18 protein-coding genes and 2 tRNA genes are annotated in these 20811 nt (G+C 44.1%); 2 read left to right on the top strand and 18 right to left on the bottom strand.

Translation table 11 applies throughout. The features are described from left to right. Window positions 1–66 precede the first annotated feature (66 nt). From hcp to ubiT, 5 genes are all read right to left on the bottom strand, one after another. Window positions 67–1728: a hydroxylamine reductase gene (gene hcp / locus QV280_RS02630; protein WP_023404711.1), complete on the bottom strand. Its 1662-nt coding sequence runs from the start codon at window positions 1726–1728 to the stop codon at window positions 67–69. A gap of 329 nt (window positions 1729–2057) precedes the next feature. Further along, window positions 2058–2501: a ribosomal protein S18-alanine N-acetyltransferase gene (gene rimI / locus QV280_RS02625; protein ID WP_023404710.1), complete on the bottom strand. Its 444-nt coding sequence runs from the start codon at window positions 2499–2501 to the stop codon at window positions 2058–2060. Further along, window positions 2494–2898 carry a DNA polymerase III subunit psi gene (locus tag QV280_RS02620; RefSeq protein WP_023404709.1) on the bottom strand — a complete coding sequence of 135 codons (405 nt, stop codon included), beginning with the start codon at window positions 2896–2898 and terminating at the stop codon, window positions 2494–2496. The genes rimI and QV280_RS02620 overlap by 8 nt, the downstream gene beginning before the upstream one ends. A 4-nt stretch (window positions 2899–2902) precedes the next feature. Then, entirely contained in the window at window positions 2903–3406 is a 504-nt protein-coding gene (locus QV280_RS02615; protein WP_023404708.1) for a GNAT family N-acetyltransferase, read from the bottom strand. Next, a complete protein-coding gene (gene ubiT, locus QV280_RS02610; protein WP_023404707.1) occupies window positions 3396–3929 on the bottom strand; it encodes a ubiquinone anaerobic biosynthesis accessory factor UbiT in 534 nt (177 codons plus the stop codon). The genes QV280_RS02615 and ubiT overlap by 11 nt, the downstream gene beginning before the upstream one ends. A gap of 194 nt (window positions 3930–4123) precedes the next feature. Between ubiT and ubiU the strand changes: the two genes are divergently transcribed. Continuing rightward, window positions 4124–5137 (top strand): ubiquinone anaerobic biosynthesis protein UbiU, encoded by a 1014-nt coding sequence (gene ubiU / locus QV280_RS02605; protein WP_023404706.1) that lies wholly within the window; start codon window positions 4124–4126, stop codon window positions 5135–5137. 13 nt (window positions 5138–5150) lie between these two features. Beyond that, window positions 5151–6023: a U32 family peptidase gene (locus tag QV280_RS02600; RefSeq protein WP_152822528.1), complete on the top strand. Its 873-nt coding sequence runs from the start codon at window positions 5151–5153 to the stop codon at window positions 6021–6023. A 126-nt stretch (window positions 6024–6149) separates the two neighbouring features. Here QV280_RS02600 and nlpI read toward each other — a convergent pair whose 3' ends face one another. The 13 genes from nlpI to ileS form a co-directional block, all read right to left on the bottom strand. After that, entirely contained in the window at window positions 6150–7058 is a 909-nt protein-coding gene (gene nlpI / locus QV280_RS02595) for a lipoprotein NlpI (RefSeq protein WP_023404704.1), read from the bottom strand. A 119-nt stretch (window positions 7059–7177) separates the two neighbouring features. Next, entirely contained in the window at window positions 7178–9301 is a 2124-nt protein-coding gene (pnp, locus tag QV280_RS02590; protein ID WP_023404703.1) for a polyribonucleotide nucleotidyltransferase, read from the bottom strand. 517 nt (window positions 9302–9818) lie between these two features. Further along, on the bottom strand, window positions 9819–10088 hold the full coding sequence (rpsO, locus tag QV280_RS02585; RefSeq protein ID WP_021714883.1) for a 30S ribosomal protein S15: 270 nt from the start codon (window positions 10086–10088) through the stop codon (window positions 9819–9821). Window positions 10089–10233: 145 nt separating this feature from the next. Continuing rightward, window positions 10234–11184 (bottom strand): tRNA pseudouridine(55) synthase TruB, encoded by a 951-nt coding sequence (gene truB / locus QV280_RS02580; RefSeq protein ID WP_023404743.1) that lies wholly within the window; start codon window positions 11182–11184, stop codon window positions 10234–10236. Next, entirely contained in the window at window positions 11184–11579 is a 396-nt protein-coding gene (gene rbfA / locus QV280_RS02575) for a 30S ribosome-binding factor RbfA (protein ID WP_039970871.1), read from the bottom strand. The genes truB and rbfA overlap by 1 nt, the downstream gene beginning before the upstream one ends. A 110-nt stretch (window positions 11580–11689) precedes the next feature. Further along, window positions 11690–14380 carry a translation initiation factor IF-2 gene (gene infB / locus QV280_RS02570; RefSeq protein WP_152822525.1) on the bottom strand — a complete coding sequence of 897 codons (2691 nt, stop codon included), beginning with the start codon at window positions 14378–14380 and terminating at the stop codon, window positions 11690–11692. A gap of 20 nt (window positions 14381–14400) precedes the next feature. Then, entirely contained in the window at window positions 14401–15888 is a 1488-nt protein-coding gene (gene nusA / locus QV280_RS02565; RefSeq protein ID WP_023404745.1) for a transcription termination factor NusA, read from the bottom strand. A gap of 23 nt (window positions 15889–15911) precedes the next feature. Beyond that, entirely contained in the window at window positions 15912–16367 is a 456-nt protein-coding gene (gene rimP / locus QV280_RS02560) for a ribosome maturation factor RimP (RefSeq protein WP_021714878.1), read from the bottom strand. Between the two features lie 253 nt (window positions 16368–16620). Next, window positions 16621–16697: transfer RNA gene (locus QV280_RS02555), tRNA-Met, on the bottom strand. 50 nt (window positions 16698–16747) lie between these two features. Continuing rightward, window positions 16748–16831 (bottom strand) — tRNA-Leu (locus tag QV280_RS02550). A 16-nt stretch (window positions 16832–16847) separates the two neighbouring features. Beyond that, window positions 16848–17186, bottom strand: a complete 339-nt coding sequence (gene secG, locus QV280_RS02545; protein WP_023404746.1) for a preprotein translocase subunit SecG — start codon at window positions 17184–17186, stop codon at window positions 16848–16850. Between the two features lie 186 nt (window positions 17187–17372). After that, window positions 17373–17885 (bottom strand): signal peptidase II, encoded by a 513-nt coding sequence (lspA, locus tag QV280_RS02540; RefSeq protein WP_390625234.1) that lies wholly within the window; start codon window positions 17883–17885, stop codon window positions 17373–17375. 1 nt (window position 17886) lies between these two features. Next, window positions 17887–20718 carry an isoleucine--tRNA ligase gene (gene ileS, locus QV280_RS02535; RefSeq protein WP_152822520.1) on the bottom strand — a complete coding sequence of 944 codons (2832 nt, stop codon included), beginning with the start codon at window positions 20716–20718 and terminating at the stop codon, window positions 17887–17889. Window positions 20719–20811 lie beyond the last annotated feature (93 nt).

The following is a 20811-nucleotide window of genomic DNA, read 5'->3' as shown; positions in this document are numbered from 1 at the left end:
AACTCATTATTTGCAGTCAAAGAAGAGGAGCCAATGGCTCCTCTGTGTGATTGGTTTATTTAGGAATTAACCTAGGATGTCAGCAAGATCTTGTTCAACAGTTGTGATCAAACGTAGACCTGTTTGCTCGTGTAGGTGGTTCAGAAGGTTCTCAGTTAAGAACGCTGGAGCCGTAGGACCTACGCGGATATCTTTAATGCCTAGAGCAAGCAGAGTAAGCAGTACAGCAATCGCTTTTTGCTCAAACCAAGATAGGATCAGAGATAGAGGTAGTTCGTTTACACCACACTCAAATGTATCAGCCAGTGCAAGAGCTAGCTGAATTGCAGAGTATGCATCGTTACATTGACCCACATCTAATAGACGAGGAATGCCGTTCACATCGCCGAAATCTAGGTCGTTAAACTTAAATTTACCACATGCTAAAGTCAGGATTAGTGTGTCTTGAGGTGCTGCTTTAGTGAATTCAGTAAAGTAGTTGCGCTCTTTTTTGTCACCATCACAACCGCCAACAAGGAAGAAGTGACGAATGTTGCCTGCTTTCACTTGCTCGATTACTGCAGGTGCTGCTTCCATTAGAGCGTTACGTGCGAAACCAGTGGTTGTGTAAAGAGGGATCTCATCAAACTTGAAGCCTTCACACTCAAGTGCTTTCTCGATAACTGCAGAGAAGTCATGACCAGTGTGGTGCTCAACACCAGGCCAGCCTACGATGTTACGAGTGAACATGCGATCCGCATAACCATTTGTTTCTGGGTTAATCAGACAGTTAGATGTCATTACGATTGCGCCAGGGAAGTTAGCAAATTCTTTTTGTTGGTTCTGCCATGCGCTACCGTAGTTACCTACTAGGTGAGGGTGTTTACCACCAAGTTCTGGGTATGCGTGTGCAGGAAGCATTTCACCGTGAGTATAAACATTGATGCCTTTACCCGCAGTTTGCTCAAGGATGTATTTAAGGTCGATTAGGTCGTGACCTGAAACTAGAATCGCTTTACCTGCGATTGGCTTCATGTTGACTTTAGTCGGTACAGGGTGACCAAATGCTTCTGTCTCACCTTGATCTAGCATTTGCATAACACTGTAGTTCAAGTGACCACATGCCATAGCAAGTTCAAGTAGCTCGTTCATTTCAGTTGGGTTCTCACCCAGACGAGCCATGATGCGGTGGAATTCAGCCGAAACGTCTTCTTTTTGTTGACCAAGAATACGTGCGTGTTCCATGTACGCAGCTACACCTTTAAGGCCGTATAGTGCAAGTAGACGTAGACCAAGAATGTCTTCACCCACTTCAGTTACGTCGTGGTTTAGCGCGGCGTCAGCGGCTTTGTTTAGTAGCGTTACTTTTTCTGCTTCAATAGTAAATTGAGCCGCACCTTCTAGAACTTTAGGTTCTACGTTTTGCGTTAGACATGCTGCTTCATAAGCCGCTTTTAGGCGTGCTTTGTAAGAAAGCGCTTGTTCTGTGTATTCGATTAAACGTGCATCATCAAAGTTCACGTTTGTGAGTGTTGCAAAGAATGCTTGAGGTACGTAAGCATCGGCTTCTACATCAACCACACCTAAGCTACGAGCTGCATTTGCGTATGCGCTGACACCTTGAAGAATATAAATCAACACGTCTTGCAAGTCAGAAATCTCTGATGTTTTACCACACATGCCCATTGCATACTGACAACCACTAGCAACAGGAGTTTGCATTGTTTGCTCGCACTGAATACAGAACATTTAACCTTCCTTAAGTAATATTTAAAATATATGTTTACAGGCGCAAAATGTTAGTCGTAAGCGCCACTCAAAAGAAGCATTTAAATTGCAACTTAAAGATCGCTTGATCTGGATCAAATAAATTCAGCAGTAGATGATAAGTGTTTGCATTTACTTACAAAAAATAGAAATGTGCGATAAAACAGTGGCGGATTTTTCAGCGATGAGAGCAACGTTAAAGCCGTTATTTATTGATGAATTTTAGAAAAGGAATTTGTGGTTCAATATAAGAAAAAACAGGTGAATATATTCACCTGTTTTATGTCGTTTCGAGAAATATAAAAGCTCAACTACAAGCAGAGGTAGCTCATAATAATGGCATCTTCTCGACCACTGGCTGTTGGGTAGTAATTGGTGCGTCTATCAACTTCGTTAAAGCCCGCATTGAGGTACAGTGTTTGCGCTGTTTTATTAGAATCTCGCACTTCTAGCCAAATACTTTCTACATCTTGGCTTTCGCATAATTCAATAAAAGACTCTATCAACTGGGTACCAATGCCCTGCCCTTGTTTTTCTGGGGCGACCGCAATATTGAGCAATGTCACTTCACCGACAATATTCTGTGCATAAAAGTAGCCAACCAACTGCTCATCGTCTTCAAAAGCAAAATGCATTGCGCCACGACTGGCAAGATCATCGATCATTGAGCGCTTCCACGGATGAGTGTGCGCTGTGGATTCTATCTGCCATACACTGTCTAAGTGCTTTGAAGCTAACGGAATAAGATTAGGCATTATTTTGTATTTGATTCCATAGTTGGCGACGGTTTTGGTTGTGACCATCAATCTCTGATAAGGCCGGAGAATGGATCTCCTTTACACCTTCAACAGCGATAGGGGCACAGGCACTAAACCACACCCACTGTAATTGGTGCTGGCTAAGTTGGGACACTTGATTAGGATAAAGATGGCGACAATCACTCAATTGCAACTGCATTGCCTTTAACACCTTTTGTAAGAATTCGGCGTCTTGGCCTGCTGGAATCAATGGTGAGACAAACAGCAGTTTCACCGAATCGGGCAAAGAGATGGCAGGTTGCTGATAACCTTCAAGGCGCTCAGCATGCTGCAATTGCCACTGCTCAATATCCATTTCAGCCAGTAGTTTTTCTCTTGAGTTCAAATTTGGCATGGTCTTAGAACTGATCAAACTCTTGGCAGTATTCGATAAGGCCAGATAAGCCTGCAAAGCTTTCTCCAGTTAAATCGAGCACTTGGAAAACATCTTCGGGTAAATCCCACTGACAGCGAAAACGCTTTCCTTCCGAATGAGCAAAACCAAAACGAGAGTAATAAGCCGGATCGCCTAACACGACGCAAGCGCTATAACCAAACTCTAGTAACGAGTCTAAGCCTTCTTTAATCATGCGCTCAGCAATGCCTTGATTGCGATAATCTTCATGCACAGCGACTGGGGCAAGCCCTTGCCAGCCATAATCATTACCTGACAAAGTAACAGGCGAAAATTGCGCACAACCAATCACACGGCCTTCGTCATCACTAGCCACAATACTTAAAGTAATATTGCCGTTCTCACGTAATGTGTTGACTAAATTGGCTTCCGCATCAGTAGGAAATGCATGCTTTAGCAATGCTAAGATCCCTAAATTGTCTGCCGGTGCTTCTGTTCTAATAAGCATTTTCAGTCTCTCTTACCGAAGTGGTAACGTTAGAAGAAGTCTGAACTCCTTTTGCCACAAAAGTAGCTAATTGCTCTAAGGCTGTTTTCACCGCTTTTGGTAGTGCATCAAGATCAACACTGTCCATTAAGTTCTTAACCTCTAACCCTAGTTCAGTATCACCTTCAATGCTTAAACGACGTTGGAAAAATAGCGTGTCCGGATCCTCTTTTCTGCCCGCAATGAGAACAAGATCATTTAATGAACCACTAAAGCTCACTTGATGTTCTTTTGGCTCAGTGCTGACCAATAACTGACCCTCTTCACAGCTAATAAACCAACTTAGATCCATATCATTGACAGAAACTTTAAGCCATTTACCTTCAAGAAACTCAAAGTCGCCGTCTTCTAATGCTTCCTTGAATACTAGCTTCAAACCTTCTAGTAAGGTAAAGCTCTGCAGTTTAGCGGGCATTAACTTGGCAGGAATACGAAAAATATTCGCGGCATTCACTACTAATTGTTGTCTTACTTTCTCAAGCACAGTTATGTCTCTCATCCGTATAATGTCGCTCATGATACTGAATAAATGACAGAAATGAACTGAGTTTAGTCAAACTCCAAGATATGCCGTTCAAAAAATAGTCAACTGGCTATTAAAACTGCCCCATATCAATTCTCATTACGCCATCAATCGTTAAACTTCCTTACTATTTGCTCAGTGAACTACTCAGAATTATGGAACTACTCTGCCCTGCCGGTAACTTACCTGCACTGAAAACTGCTATTGATTGCGGTGCTGATGCGGTTTATGTCGGCTTTAAAGATGACACTAACGCTCGCCACTTTGCCGGACTCAATTTCAACGGAAAAAAGTTTGAAAAAGCTGTTCAATATGTGCATAACGCCAACAAAAAAATTCATGTTGCTTTAAATACCTTTGCTCAACCTGCTGGTTTTGAGCGTTGGACTAATGCCGTTGATATGGCAGCGCAAAACGGCATTGATGCTTTAATTGTTGCGGATATCGCCGTATTGGAATATGCCGCGACTCACTATCCGGAATTGGAGCTGCACCTCTCTGTACAAGCCTCTGCCACCAATGTAGCAGCTGTTGATTACTATCACAGCAACTTCAACGTGAAACGCGTGGTATTGCCTCGCGTATTGTCAATTCATCAAGTTAAACAACTTTCTCGAAACCTAACCTCAGATGTAGAGCTAGAGGTGTTTGCCTTTGGTAGCCTTTGCATCATGTCCGAAGGTCGCTGTTATCTCTCTTCTTATTTAACCGGTGAATCTCCTAACACAGTGGGCGCTTGCTCCCCAGCCAAATACGTACGCTGGCAAGAAACTGACTCAGGTCTAGAATCTCGCCTTAATGAGATCTTAATTGATCGTTATGCAGCGGGCGAAAACGCAGGTTATCCGACCTTATGTAAAGGCCGTTTTAATACTGAAATCGACGGTGAAAATAAGCTGTATCACGCCTTAGAAGAGCCTACTAGCCTGAACACGTTATCGCTATTGCCAGAGCTGTTTGCTGCAAAAGTGGCCTCGGTGAAAATTGAAGGTCGTCAACGTAGCCCCGCTTATGTTGAGCAAGTTACTCGCACTTGGCGCGCGGCAATTGATGCTTACCAAAGAAACCCAGAAAACTATCAAGTGCAACCTGAGTGGGACAGAGCATTAGCCAATGTATCTGAAGGAACACAAACCACCCTTGGTGCCTACCATCGTAAATGGCAGTAGTTGGAGAATTAATATGAAATATTCATTAGGGCCACTACTCTATTTTTGGCCAAAACAAGACGTTGAAAGCTTTTATGAGCAAGCAAAGCAATCTAGCGCGGATATCATTTATTTAGGTGAATCGGTGTGTTCAAAACGCCGCGAACTCAAACCACAGCATTGGTTTGATATTGCTAAAGATCTTTCTAACTCAGGTAAGCAGGTAGTGCTATCAACCATGGCATTGCTAGAAGCGCCGAGCGAAGTCAATATCATGAAAAAGTACATCGACAATGGCGACTTTGCCATTGAAGCCAACGATGTATCAGGCATCCAGCTAGCGCAGGAAAAAGGCGTACCTTTTGTCGTTGGCCCAGCGGTTAACACTTACAATGCGCGCACCCTTAATCTATTCCTAAAACAAGGCATGATTCGTTGGTGTATGCCGGTAGAGTTATCTCGTGATTGGCTAAACAACACCTTGTTGCAATGCGATGAACTTGGTATTCGTAATAAGTTTGAAGTGGAAGTCTTCAGTCACGGCTATCTACCACTAGCGTATTCCGCTCGCTGCTTTACCGCTCGCGCCGAAAACAAAGCGAAAGATGATTGTCTGACTTGCTGTATAAAATACCCAACCGGTCTTAAGGTGGATAGCCAAGAGGGTCAAACCGTGTTTAATTTAAACGGCATCCAGACTCAGTCAGGCTATTGCTACAATTTAGGCAATGACATTCCATCAATGCACGGTTTGGTCGATGTGGTGCGTTTGAGCCCTCTAGGCATAGACACCTTCGATAATGTCGAAGCCTTTAGAGCCAATGAGCAAGGAACTAAACCTTTGCAAATTCAAGACCGTCAATGTAACGGCTACTGGCATCAAATTGCAGGGCTTGAACTGCGCTAATATTAAGCTTCAATAGCGAATAAAATGCTTAAATGAAAAATACCGCCCTCATTAATTGAGGGCGGTATTTTCATATTGAGCTCAGTTTTTTAAGCTAGTTTTTAAGCTTAATTCTTTAAGCTAAAACTATTCTTTCTCGCTTTCTTCTTTTAATTGCTCTTGCCTTTCAGCACGTACCTCTGAAAAGATGCGGCCCAGTTCTAAGAAGGCGTATCTGTGTTCAACGTATTCATACACGTTAAAGCTCAAAGACAATTTATACAAACTAACGGCTTCGTTGTATTCGCCCGCTAATTGATAGCGCTTCGCCATATAGAAATAAGTTTCCGTTAGGCGCTGTGCCAACATCAAGTTGTCTTTTGCACCAGAGGCAATTTCTAAAATAGCTTCATCGTTAGAGATTTTATTTAGCATCATTGCCACTAAAGCCCAACCCCATTGTTGGTCTCTTTTAGCATAACGTTGTTCTAGTTTTGCTACTGCATCCGGTTGGTTAGACTTCATCTCAATGATGTACAACCACATAGCGCGGAAAGGATCGCTAGGATCGTCCTCATAGTGCTTGGTCATATCATCCAGTGCTAAATCAATTCTGTCGCCATAGTAGAGTGCAATCGCTCTGTTGCGCTCTGCGTATTGGTTTCCAGGATCTAACTCCAATGTAGAATCAAATGCTTCGTAAGCGGCGTCGTACTGCCCTATTTGGGTAAAGTACACACCAAGCAGATTGAATATTTCAGCTTGTGCGGGGTTAATGGATAAGCTCTGATTAAAGTCATAACGAGCCAGTTCACGTAAGCCTAAGCTGTCGTAATACACACCGCGTTGTAAGTGCAGTTCCGCCCTTTGCTCGTCGGTAATATCACTGCGCAGCAGTAATTGTGAAGCGCGAGCAATTTGCACTTCTTGTTGAATTGATGGCTGTAAGGGAACGGCCATTGGTGGCGGTGCCCATTCTTTATCTTTACCGCCCATGCTTGAACAGCCAGACATAACCAGCACTAGCCCTGCTATTAGCACACTAAACCATTTCACTAAATACTACCTCCCTGTGAGCCATCGAATTCGATGGGGATTCCTTTAGCATAGAAAAAGAGGAGCTAAAAAGCTCCTCTTTATTTATGCATTTATCGATTTTTTCTTAAAAATCAATATTATTCAGCTGCTGGTGCTGCGTCATCTGCTGCAGGAGCTTCAACCGCTTCCTTCATGCTTAGACGTACACGACCTTGACGGTCGATTTCTAGAACCTTAACTTTAACTTCTTGGCCTTCAGTTAGGTAGTCAGATACTTTCTCAACACGCTTGTCAGCGATTTGAGAGATGTGTACTAGACCATCTTTACCAGGAAGGATAGTAACGAATGCACCGAAGTCAGCTAGACGAGCAACTTTACCCATGTAGATAGTACCTACTTCAACTTCAGCAGTCAGTGCTTTGATGCGGTCGATTGCATCTTGCGCTTGCTCACCAGAAGTTGCAGCAATTTTCACTGTACCGTCGTCTTCGATTTCGATAGTTGTGCCAGTTTCTTCACAAAGTGAACGAATTACTGCGCCGCCTTTACCGATAACGTCACGGATCTTCTCAGGGTTGATCTTCATTTGGTGGATACGTGGAGCGAATTGAGAAATCTCTTCACGAGCACCAGAGATAGCGTTATCCATTACAGATAGGATGTGCTTACGTGCACCTTGCGCTTGGTTAAGAGCAATTTGCATGATCTCTTTAGTGATACCTTCGATTTTGATATCCATCTGCAGTGCAGTGATACCGTCGTTAGTACCGGCTACTTTAAAGTCCATGTCGCCAAGGTGATCTTCGTCGCCTAGGATGTCAGAAAGAACAACGAAGTCGTCGCCTTCTTTAACTAGACCCATTGCGATACCCGCAACAGACGCTTTGATTGGCACACCTGCATCCATAAGAGCAAGAGAAGTACCACATACAGAAGCCATAGAAGAAGAACCGTTAGATTCTGTGATTTCTGATACTACGCGAACTGTGTATGGGAATTCTTCAACAGAAGGCATTACCGCTGCAATACCACGCTTAGCCAGTTTACCGTGGCCGATTTCACGACGCTTAGGTGAACCAACAAAACCAGTTTCACCTACACAGTATGGAGGGAAGTTGTAGTGCAGTAGGAAGTTGTCTTTACGCTCGCCTGTTAGCTCATCGATGATTTGTGCATCACGTTGAGTACCAAGAGTTGCAGTAACGATCGCCTGAGTTTCACCACGAGTGAACAATGCAGAACCGTGTGTACGTGGAAGAACGCCAGTGCGTACGTCTAGCGCACGAACCATGTCTTTTTCACGGCCATCGATACGTGGGTTGCCAGCAATGATGCGGCCACGTACTACTGTTTTTTCTAGGTCGTGGAAAATAGTGTGAATCTCTTTTGGATTCAGTTCAGCGTCTTCAGCAAGTAGCGCAGCGTTTACTTCATCAGCGATAACATGGATGCGGTCATAGCGCGCCATTTTCTCAGTGATTTGGTAAGCTTCAGTCAATTTAGCTTCCGCTAGCTCAGCAATTTTTGCTTTAAGTTCAGTGTTTTCAGCAGGTGCTTCCCAGTTCCAAGACGGAGTAGCCACTTCAGCTGCAAATTCGTTGATTGCTTGGATAGCAACTTGTTGTTGGTCGTGACCGTAAACAACAGCCGCTAGCATTTCTTCTTCTGTTAGGTTGTCTGCTTGAGATTCAACCATAAGAACAGCGCCTTCAGTACCAGATACAACAAGATCTAGCTTAGAAGATTCAAGTTCAGTCATTGAAGGGTTAAGCACTAGCTCACCATCAATATGACCAACACGTGCCGCACCGATAGGACCGTTAAAAGGAACACCAGAGATAGACAGTGCTGCAGAAGTTGCAAGCATAGTCACCATGTCTGGTTGAACGTCAGGGTTTACAGACATTACTGTCGCGATAACCTGAACTTCGTTTTTAAACGCGTCTGGGAATAGAGGACGGATTGGACGGTCGATTAGACGAGCCGTTAGTGTTTCGCCTTCTGAAGGACGACCTTCACGCTTGAAGAAACCACCAGGGATTTTACCTGCAGCGTAAGTACGCTCTTGGTAGTTTACTGTTAGCGGGAAGAAATCTTGGCCTTCTACTGCTTCTTTCTTAGCGACAACTGATACGAATACAGAAGTATCGTTCATTGTTGCCATTACTGCTGCAGTAGCTTGACGTGCGATTACGCCTGTTTCTAAAGTAACGGTGTGGTTACCGTACTGGAAAGTCTTAACAACTGGTTTTTCGAACATTCTTGTTTCCTTGTTCCATGACGTTACGCCATAGAATTATCTAGTGAAAATCCAAAACATTACCAATCGCGACTAGTAAAAATAGACTGAGGTTTCACCTTAATCTACTTGTAATAGTCGCGACCTAGTGGCCGACATCTGTGACTGTAATGATTTGGATCGATAGTTATACCAATCGTACTAAATAGCTGGTCATTCTAGCTTGTTAAAATACTCGATAACGGCGTTAGAATTTTTGATTGTAGAATAACGACTTATCAAAAAATTCTGCCTTGTTCTCGAGCACTTTTCCTGCGCTAGATCTGATCACTTGCTTAGTGTGATTGGTATTATTTGTGAAAAAACAAATAACGAGGCGTAGTATAAACTACTTGGGTTAGATTTTGTAATCTAGAGAAGAAAAAGCTATGTAATCCCATAGATTGGGATAGATTTTTGGCTTTTTTCAGCCATTTAAAATACAAAAAAAGGAGCCATAGGCTCCTTTTCATTCAAACTGCTTAGCGCAGTCGCTTAATTAGCGACGTAGGCCTAGACGTTTGATTAGGTCTTGGTAGCGAGCTAGGTTTTTACCTTTAAGGTAATCTAGAAGCTTACGACGACGAGAAACCATACGTAGAAGACCACGACGGCTGTGGTGATCGTGTTTGTGGTTAGCAAAGTGACCTTGAAGGTGGTTGATAGAAGCTGTAAGTAGAGCTACTTGAACTTCTGGTGAACCTGTATCGCCTTCAGCTTGTGCGTATTCTGCAACGATTGCTGCTTTAGTTTCTGCATTCAGAGACATAATTCTCTCCTGATAAGAGTAAGTTTAAAAGTTGTAGCGCCAATCTCTGATTCAGCCGCTACGCGAAGCGCGAATTATACGGATAAGATATCCGTAAAGCAAGAGCCAAGTTAATGAAAGCTCAACGTCTACTTTATCCTTGGTATCAATTCAGCTCTTCGTCTCTAAAGACCACTAAACGCTTAGGAGCAATGCGGCCATCATCATCGATGTCGGCAATGCCGATAAAGGTTCTTTCTTCACCCGAAGTCATGCGTACAATACCTTCGGTTGGCGCGCCAAACACCTGCACAGGCTGACCATGCTGAACCATATCGGTCAACTCAGGAAGCAAGTTCACTTCCGGTAAGTCTTCTACCGCGGTATCCATTGGGAGTAACAACTCATCGAGCAATTCTTTAGGTGCGATCTCTTCGGCATTGGCTTTATCGAGCAACTCTTGCAGTTGTTCTAATGTCACCATTTTTTCGTACGGGTATTTTGCGACGCCAGTACGACGAAGATAGCTCACATGCGCTCCACAACCGAGCATTTCGCCAAGATCATCAACGATTGTACGAATATAAGTACCTTTAGAACAGTGTACTTCTAATTCTACTTCGTCACCCTCAAAACGGATAAGCTCAATCTCAAACACAGTAATGCGACGAGATTCACGCGGTACTTCCACACCTGCGCGAGCGTATTCGTATAAAGGTTTGCCTTGATATTTTAAGGCAGAGAACATGGATGGCACTTGATCGGTTGTGCCACGGAAAGAGGCGATAGCGTCAAGGATTTGCTCTTTGGTCACCGCAACAGGGCGAGTCTCAACCACTTCACCGTCTGAATCAGAGGTGTTGGTACGCAGACCCAGTTTTGCGATGGTGCGATAGCGTTTATCAGAATCTAATAAAAACTGCGAAAACTTGGTCGCTTCACCTAAACAAATAGGCAGCATACCGGTTGCTAGAGGATCAAGCGCACCAGTATGACCTGCTTTTTCAGCAAAAAAGATACGCTTTACTCGTTGTAATGCGCTATTAGAAGAGATGCCCGTAGGCTTATCCAGCAGAACGACGCCGTTGACTGGACGACCTTTACGACGTCTTGCCATTACTCTTCGTCCTCGCGACCTGACTGTGCTTTTTTCTGCTCATCTTTAGACACAACTTCACTGACAAGGTTAGACATGCGCATACCTTCAACAAGCGTGTTGTCATACACAAAGCGAACTTCTGGAGTTAGGCGAAGGCGAATGCGCTTACCTAGCATCATGCGGATTTCAACTTCGTGCTCTTTAAGCGCTTCTAGGCTAGATTCAGGAGTTTGATCGCCCACACAGAAAAAGGTTACAAATACTTTTGCAACGGCTAAATCACGCGACACTTCCACATCAGAAATGGTCACCATTCCGATACGAGAATCACGAACTTCACGCTGTAGTAGAACAGCCAGTTCTTTTTGTAGTTGTTGCGACACACGTTGTGTGCGGCTAAATTCTTTTGACATTTCTTTTCTCACTTTAGAAAAAATAATGAGGGGCATAAGCCCCTCATGGTGTATTCAACAACCATCACCTTCAAAGCTAGATTCGAAGGTGATTTTAGTCAACATGTTGATTAGTCTAGCGTACGCTGGATTTCAACAATTTCGAATACTTCGATTTGGTCACCAACGCGAACATCATTGTAGTTCTTAACGCCGATACCACATTCGTAGCCATTCTTAACTTCTTGTACGTCATCTTTGAAGCGGCGTAGAGATTCTAGCTCACCTTCGTAGATTACAACGTTTTCACGAAGTACGCGGATTGGGTTGCTACGCTTAATCACGCCTTCAGTAACCATACAACCTGCGATAGCGCCAAGTTTAGGAGACTTAAATACGTCACGAACTTCAGCAAGACCAATGATCTCTTGCTTGAATTCAGGAGCAAGCATACCGCCCATCGCTTGTTTCACTTCGTCAATCAATTGGTAAATGATTGAGTAGTAACGAAGGTCTAGGTTTTCATTCTCGATAGCGCGACGTGCAGAGGCATCAGCACGAACGTTAAAGCCAAGAATGATAGCGTTAGATGCTGCTGCAAGTACTGCGTCAGTTTCAGTGATACCACCTACGCCTGAACCTACGATGTTAACTTTAACTTCGTCAGTAGACAGTTTACGTAGTGAATCAGCGATAGCTTCAACAGAACCCTGTACGTCAGCTTTAAGCACAACGTTAAGCTCAGCAACTTCACCAGCAGTCATGTTAGAGAACATGTTCTCTAGTTTAGATTTCTGCTGACGAGCCAGTTTAACTTCACGGAATTTACCTTGACGGTAGTTCGCAACTTCACGCGCTTTACGCTCATCACGTACTACTGTTGCTTCATCACCTGACGCAGGAACACCAGATAGACCGATGATTTCTACAGGGATAGAAGGACCCGCTTCTGTGATTTCTTTACCGTTTTCATCGCGCATTGCACGAACACGACCGTATTCTTGACCACAAAGAAGGATATCACCTTTGTGAAGAGTACCAGAACGAACCAGAACAGTTGCAACAGGACCACGACCTTTATCTAGGCGAGATTCTACAACTACACCAGATGCCATGCCTTCTGCTACTGCTGTAAGTTCAAGAACTTCAGATTGTAGAAGGATAGTTTCTAGTAGAGCGTCAATGTTAGTACCTTGTTTTGCAGAGATGTGAACAAACATGTTCTCACCGCCCCACTCTTCAGGAATAACATCGTATTGAGCTAGCTCATTCTTAACGTTGTCTGGGTTTGCACCCTCTTTATCGATCTTGTTCACAGCAACAATCAATGGTACTTCAGCCGCTTTCGCGTGCTGGATAGCTTCGATTGTTTGTGGCATTACACCATCGTCTGCTGCTACGACTAGTACTACGATATCTGTCGCTTGAGCACCACGAGCACGCATTGCGGTAAACGCGGCGTGTCCAGGAGTATCAAGGAAAGTGATCATACCGTTGTCAGTTTCAACGTGGTAAGCACCGATATGCTGAGTAATACCACCCGCTTCAGCGTCAGCAACGTGCGCTTTACGAATGTAATCCAGTGTTGATGTTTTACCGTGGTCGACGTGACCCATGATAGTCACAACAGGAGCACGAGGCACAGCTTCAAGTGAGCTATCACGATCAGATAGTACTGCTTCTTCAAGTTCGTTCTCTTTACGAAGAACGACTTTGTGACCCATTTCTTCTGCAACTAGAGCTGCAGTTTCTTGGTCGATAACTTGGTTGATAGTCGCCATAGCGCCCATCTTCATCATTACCTTGATAACTTCTGTTGCTTTCACTGACATTTTGCTAGCCAGTTCAGAAACAACAACCGTTTCGCCGATAACAACGTCTGCTTTAGCGACAGTAGCTGTTTTATCAAAGCCTTGCTGCATAGAAGTTGGTTTAGCTAGCTTGCCTTTACGACCACGACCTCGTTGGTTACGACCACCGCGAGCGTTTGCATTAGCGTTAGCATCAGCTGGCTTTTTCTTTTTCTTCTTACGAGCACCGCCACCATCTGCACGACGGTCAGCAGCATCTTCAGCTTCACGAGCGTAAGTTGAAGTTGTTACGTGATAATCTGTGGTTTCAGTTTTCTTGCTTTGTTCTTCTTTTGCCCAACGTTCTGCATTTTCTTCTGCAAGCTTACGAGCTTCTTCAAGAAGTTTTTCCGCTTCTTGTTCTGCTTTACGTTTGGCTTCTTCTTCTTGGCGACGTTTTAAGTCAGCCGCATCTTTCGCTGCTTGATCTTTCACTTTACGCTCTTCAGAGTCTGGTTGTGGAGCTTCTTTTGATTCAGCTTTTGCTTTAGCAGCAGCTTCACGCTTGGCAGCTTCTTCAGCTTCGCGTTTTGCTTTTGCTTCCGCTTCACGTTGTGCTTTTTCTTCAGCATCACGTTTCGCTTTTTCTTCCGCTTCCTGTTTCGCTGCAGCTTCTGCTTCTAGGCGTGCCTTTTCCTCAGCTTCAAGACGAGCTTGCTCTTCAACAGAGCTACGTTTCACGTAGGTACGCTTTTTACGTACTTCTACGGTTACATCCTTGCTCTTACCGCCGCCTGCTGCAACACTTAGTGTGCTACGTTTCTTACGTTGTAAAGTTAGGCGGGTTGGTTCAGACTCGCCAGACGTATCACCATGTTCTTTTTTCAGGTGTGACAACAATGTCTGCTTTTCTTCGTCAGATACATTGTCGTTAGGGTTCTTTTTAAAACCCGCATCTGTTAATTGTTCAATTAAGCGCTCAACCGGCGTACCAATTTCTTCACTCAGGGCTTTAACTGTAAGTTTTGTCATGCCGCTACCTCCGTGCCGGATTATTCTTCGTCACCGAACCAACAAATGTTACGTGCAGCCATGATAAGTTCACCAGCACGTTCTTCTGTTAAATCGTCGATTCCTTCAATATCATCTGTGCCTTGGTCAGCAAGATCTTCTAGCGTCACAACACCTTTAGCCGCTAGTTTGAACGCCATTTCGCGCTCTAAGCCTTCTAATGCTAATAAATCATCAGCTGGCTGTAAGCCTTCAAATGTCTCTTCTTGCGCTAGGGCAAGAGTAGTAAGTGCATTTTTAGCTCGACTACGTAATTCTTCAACTAGGTCTTCATCAAGGCCATCAATTTCTAACAACTCGTTCATTGGCACGTATGCCACTTCTTCAAGAGTAGAGAAGCCTTCTTCTACTAGCATTTCTGCAAAATCTTGCTCTAGATCTAGATGCTTTTTGAAGCTTTCAATTGCTTCAGTTGATTCTGCTTCGTGCTTTTTCTGTAGATCTTCTACAGTCATTACGTTCAGCTCCCAACCTGTCAGTTGTGATGCTAAACGTACGTTTTGACCACTACGGCCAATAGCTTGCGCTAGGTTATCAGCTTCAACAGCGATATCCATAGAGTGCGTATCTTCATCAACGATGATAGATGCTACATCAGCAGGAGCCATTGCGTTGATAACAAATTGTGCAGGGTTATCATCGTACAGGATGATATCAATACGTTCGTTACCTAACTCGCCAGAAACAGCTTGTACACGTGCGCCACGCATACCTACACATGCACCTACAGGGTCGATGCGGCGATCGTTTGTTTTTACTGCGATTTTCGCACGAGAACCAGGATCGCGAGCTGCTGCTTTAAGCTCAATGATATCTTCAGCAATTTCTGGCACTTCGATGCGGAATAGTTCAGTTAGCATTTCAGGCTTAGAGCGAGTAATGAATAGCTGGAAACCACGCGCTTCAGGGCGAACAGAATAAAGAAGACCACGTACACGGTCACCCGGACGGAAGTTCTCACGAGGAAGCTGGTCATCACGAAGAATAACACCTTCAGCGTTATTACCCAGATCTAAAACCACTGTTTCACGATTTACTTTCTTAACAACACCAGTGATTAGCTCACCTTCGTTGTCAATAAACTGCTCAACGATTTGCTCACGCTCTGCTTCGCGAACTTTCTGTACGATAACTTGTTTGGCAGTTTGTACAGTAATACGGTCAAATTTAACTGAATCGATTTCGTCTTCAACGAAACCGCCTATATCTAGAGTTTCATCGTCAAACTGTGCCGCTTCAATTGACATTTCCAATGTTGGATTTTCAACTTCAGCAACAACTTCCCAACGACGGAAAGTTTCGAAGTCACCGCTCTTGCGATCGATCTCAACACGTACTTCGATTTCCATCTCGTACTTTTTCTTTGTTGCAGTTGCAAGGGCAATTTCTAGCGCTTCAAAAATACGCTCACGAGGAACAGCTTTTTCGTTTGAAACCGCTTCAACTACAGCTAAAATTTCTTTATTCATTCTTATAGCCTCTTTAAATAGACTTAAAACTTAGGGATCAGATTGGCTTTTGAGATGTTGCTAATAGCAAACTCGTTGTCTTGGTTGTCAGTCTCAACAGTGACTAACTCACCATCGACACCTTTGATAACGCCTTTCCATTTGCGGCGATTCTCAATACCCATCTTCAATACAATACTGACCTCTTGGCCCACAAACTGCTCATAGTGTGCGGCTTTGAAAAGCGGTCGCTCAAGTCCTGGTGAAGACACTTCAAGGTTATAAGCAACAGAAATTGGATCTTCTACATCCATTACTGCACTCACTTGGTGGCTTACTTCAGCACAATCGTCAACATTAATACCGTTCTCACTGTCGATAAAAATGCGTAATGTCGAATATTCGCCCGCGCGAATAAACTCAAGTCCAACTAACTCATAACCTAAAGCCTCTACCGGCGCTTCAAGCATCTCAGTTAGTTGTCTTTCTAAACCAGTCATTATTCAACCACTCCAGAAACAAAAAAAGGGCATAAAGCCCATTTCATTTACCAAGCACACATCCGCAGTGATAAACCGCAGATAACAAAAAACCCCGATAGTGTCGGGGTTTTATGCTGCTGGACCCTGATATCACTAAGCTAAGGAAAGCTTAGCTCATAACCGAAAAAATTCAGTTATGATGTTTGAAATTCAGACTCACTCACTGACGTTTAACATCGAATTAAATCGATAAGCAATACCAGTGGCAAATTGGTTGCGGGGGCTGGATTTGAACCAACGACCTTCGGGTTATGAGCCCGACGAGCTACCAAGCTGCTCCACCCCGCGTCCGACTATCGAACATTATACGTTCAATAGATTGATTTTCAAACAATATATGGTGCCGAGAGAGGGACTCGAACCCTCACACCAAAGGCACCAGCACCTCATGCTGGCGTGTCTACCAATTTCACCATCTCGGCAAATAAGCATTACAACTTATTCAGGAATTTCTTCACCCTTTTGGGTTGGAACTTCCTTCACTACGTCGTCAGTTTTCTGAATGGTTTGACCTTCTGCAGGTGCAACCCATTGTGAATCGGCTTTATGTGTAGACATACGACCAAGAATCAGACAAACAACGATAAAAATAAATGCAAAAAATGCAGTCATTCGGGTTAAAAAGTTACCAGAGCCGCCAGCACCAAATACTGTATTTGATGCACCTGCACCGAATGAGGCTCCCATATCTGCGCCTTTACCTTGTTGAATCAGAACTAGGCCAATCACACCAAGCGCAGCCAACAGGTAAATCACAAGTAGAGTTGTTTCAAACATCTTTCCACCTATGTTCCAAATTGTTGAGCCAGCGCGTCATAATCGTGATTTTCATTAGATTACAACAAAGCTAGCGCGCCCTTTATAGGGCGGACGCAATAGTAGCGAAACCTTGTAGCGGTGACAAGCAAAAATTACACCAACCACCGCTAAGTGTTCACTTATCGAACACTGGTTTTACCACAATTACTTCTGTGTAGATTCAACAGAATTGGATTTATTATTAATAAAGCTATCTAAAATAACCATTGCAGCACCAATACAAATTGCACTGTCCGCTAGGTTAAATGCTGGCCAATGGTAGTTGCCAACAAAGAAATCAAGATAGTCCACGACAAAGCCATGAATAACACGGTCGAATACATTACCTAGTGCGCCACCAATAATGAGGGCATAAGCAATGTTGTTCCACTTTTCAGTTTTCGGCAGTTTGCGCATCCAAAGAGTCAACATACCGCATACTGCAATTGCAATACCAGTAAAGAGCCATCGTTGCCAACCGCTTTGATCACCAAGGAAGCTAAACGCTGCACCGTAGTTATGTACATAGAGCAAGTTAAAGAAAGGCAAAACCTCAATACGGTTTGCCCAGCCATACCCCATGCTGTTCATGACCACTAATTTTATTGCTATATCAACAATAAAAATTAGGGCCGCTAGCCATAGCCAGCGTAACCCAGTCTGCTTGAACAGATTCATATTAGGCAAACTTACGAACCTCGCCTTCGCCTTCTACGTTAGACACACAACGGCCACAGATAGTTTCATGACCTTCAATAGTGCCTACATCTGCAGTGTGGTGCCAACAACGGTCACATTTTTCTAGCTCAGTTGCATTAACTTGAACAAACAAACCGTCGATTTCTGTCTCGTGTGCAGTGGCTGGTTTCTCTGATAGAGCAACCACGTCCGCGCGAGACGTCAGCATAATGAAACGCAGTTCATCACCCAGTTTATTTAGCTTAGCTGCTAGAGCATCATCAGCATAAAGCGTCACTTCAGCTTGTAGTGCGCCACCGATTAACTTCTCTTTACGAGCTTCTTCAAGCAGTTTGTTCACTGAAGCACGAACATGCTGAATTTCACTCCAGAATTCGTTATTCAGTTCTTCGCCTTCTGCAAGACCAAATAGACCATCGAACCATTCACCAGTAAAGACGAACGTATCGCGTTTACCTGGCATTTGGTTCCAGATTTCATCGGCTGTGAAAGACATGATAGGAGCCATCCAACGAACCAGACCTTCTACGATGTAGTAAAGCGCAGTTTGACAGCTACGTTGAGCATGGCTGCCCTGCTTCGCTGTGTACTGACGGTCTTTAATCACGTCTAGGTAGAAAGAACCCATTTCGATTGAACAGAATTGCATTAAGCGCTGAGTAACCGCATGCGTGTTGTACTCTTCGTATGCTTTCACAATTTCTTGTTGCGCTTCTTGTGCACGACCTACAGCCCAACGATCCAATGCCACCATTTCGTCAGCAGGCACTAAATCAGTTTCAGGGTTGAAGCCGTTTAGGTTAGCTAGGAAGAAACGAGCGGTGTTACGGATACGACGGTATGCGTCAGCACTGCGTTTTAGAATTTCATCCGATACGGCAACTTCGCCAGTGTAATCGGTAGAAGATACCCATAGACGCAAGATGTCAGCACCCAGCTTATTAGTCACGTCTTTAGGCGCCACTACGTTACCGATAGACTTAGACATTTTACGGCCTTGTCCATCCACTACGAAGCCGTGTGTAAGCACTTGCTTGTACGGGGCTTTATCTTTCATTGCAATGGATGAGATAAGCGATGATTGGAACCAGCCACGGTGTTGGTCAGAACCTTCTAGGTACAGATCAGCACTTGCGCCGTGGAACTCTTCACGAGCATCAACCACCGAGTAGTGTGTTACACCAGAGTCAAACCATACATCAAGTGTATCGAGTGTTTTCTCGTAGTTGGCTGCGTCTTCTTCGCCTAGTAGCTCAGCTGCATCAACATCCCACCATGCTTGAATGCCTTTTTCTTCAACTAGCTTAGCAACTTTTTCAATGATCTCTTGAGTATTAGGGTGCAGCTCAGCTGTCTCTTTGTGTACAAACAAAGTGATTGGCACGCCCCAAGTACGTTGACGAGAGATACACCACTCAGGGCGACCTTCAACCATACCTTCGATGCGGCTTTGACCCCACTCAGGCATCCACTCAACACCTTTAATTGCTTGCAATGCATTGGCACGCAGACCCGCTTGATCCATAGAGATAAACCACTGTGGAGTCGCGCGGAAAATAATCGGTGTTTTGTGACGCCAGCAATGTGGGTAGCTGTGCTCATAAGCGTGATGGTGTAATAGAGCGCCTTTTTCTTTTAGCGTTTCTACTACTACATCATTAGCTTTAAATACGTGTTGACCTGCAAACAGTTCAGTATCAGGTAGATACACGCCATTAGAACCTACTGGGTTAGCAATTTCTAGGTCGTATTTTTGGCCTACCACGAAATCTTCTTGACCGTGACCCGGTGCGGTGTGAACGATACCAGTACCAGACTCAGTGGTTACGTGGTCGCCCAATACAGCCGGTACAGTAAAGTCGTAGAACGGATGTTGGAAGTTAAGCAGTTCTAAATCGGCACCTGTCGCGAAGCCAAGGTTGCGATAGTTTTCAACGCCAACACGATCCATCACTTCTTTTGCAAGATCAGAGGCAAGGATCAAACGTTGTGGTTGCTCACCTTCAATTTGAACAAGAACATACTCAAGATCATCACGCAAACAAACCGCGCGGTTTGCTGGCAGTGTCCAAGGAGTTGTTGTCCAGATAACGACTGAGATATCACCTTCACCAGCGTTGTCGCCAGTCAGTGAGAACTTGCTCAATACCGCCGCTTCATCAGCCGCTTTAAATTTCACATCAATTGATGGTGAAACTTTGTTTTTGTATTCAACTTCCGCTTCCGCCAATGCACTTCCACAGTCAGTACACCAGTGAACAGGTTTAAAGCCTTTTAGTAAGTGGCCTTTGTCAGCAATTTTGCCTAGCGCACGAATGATGTTGGCTTCTGTGCCAAAATCCATTGTGCGATAAGGTTTGTCCCACTCGCCCATAATACCAAGACGCTTGAAGCTCTCTTTCTGACCTTCAACTTGACCGGCAGCGTACTTACGACACTCTTCACGGAATTCAGCCGCAGAGATCTTATGACCCGGCTTGCCTTTTTTCTTCTCAACCATCAATTCGATTGGAAGACCGTGACAATCCCAACCAGGGATATACGGCGCGTCATAGCCAGAAAGGGTCTTAGATTTAATAATAATGTCTTTAAGAATCTTATTTAGCGCGTGACCAATGTGGATGTCACCATTTGCGTATGGAGGGCCATCGTGCAAAACAAAAGGCTTGTTGCCTTTTTTAGCTTCACGGATAGCACCGTAAAGATCTTCTTTATACCAACGCTTAAGCATTTCTGGTTCACGGTTCGCCAGATTACCGCGCATTGGAAACCCTGTTTCTGGGAGGTTCAGGGTATCTTTATAGTCAGTCATCGATTCTTATTTCCGTAATATTGGGCGAAGTTAGATATTTTGGTAAACATACACTTATTGTACTTTCTATTACGCGGTTAAACGTAACATCCG

This window comes from Vibrio sp. B1Z05, assembly GCF_052955985.1.
The sequence above is the reverse complement of the archived record's forward strand: the minus strand, read 5'-3'. Positions and strand labels throughout refer to the sequence as shown.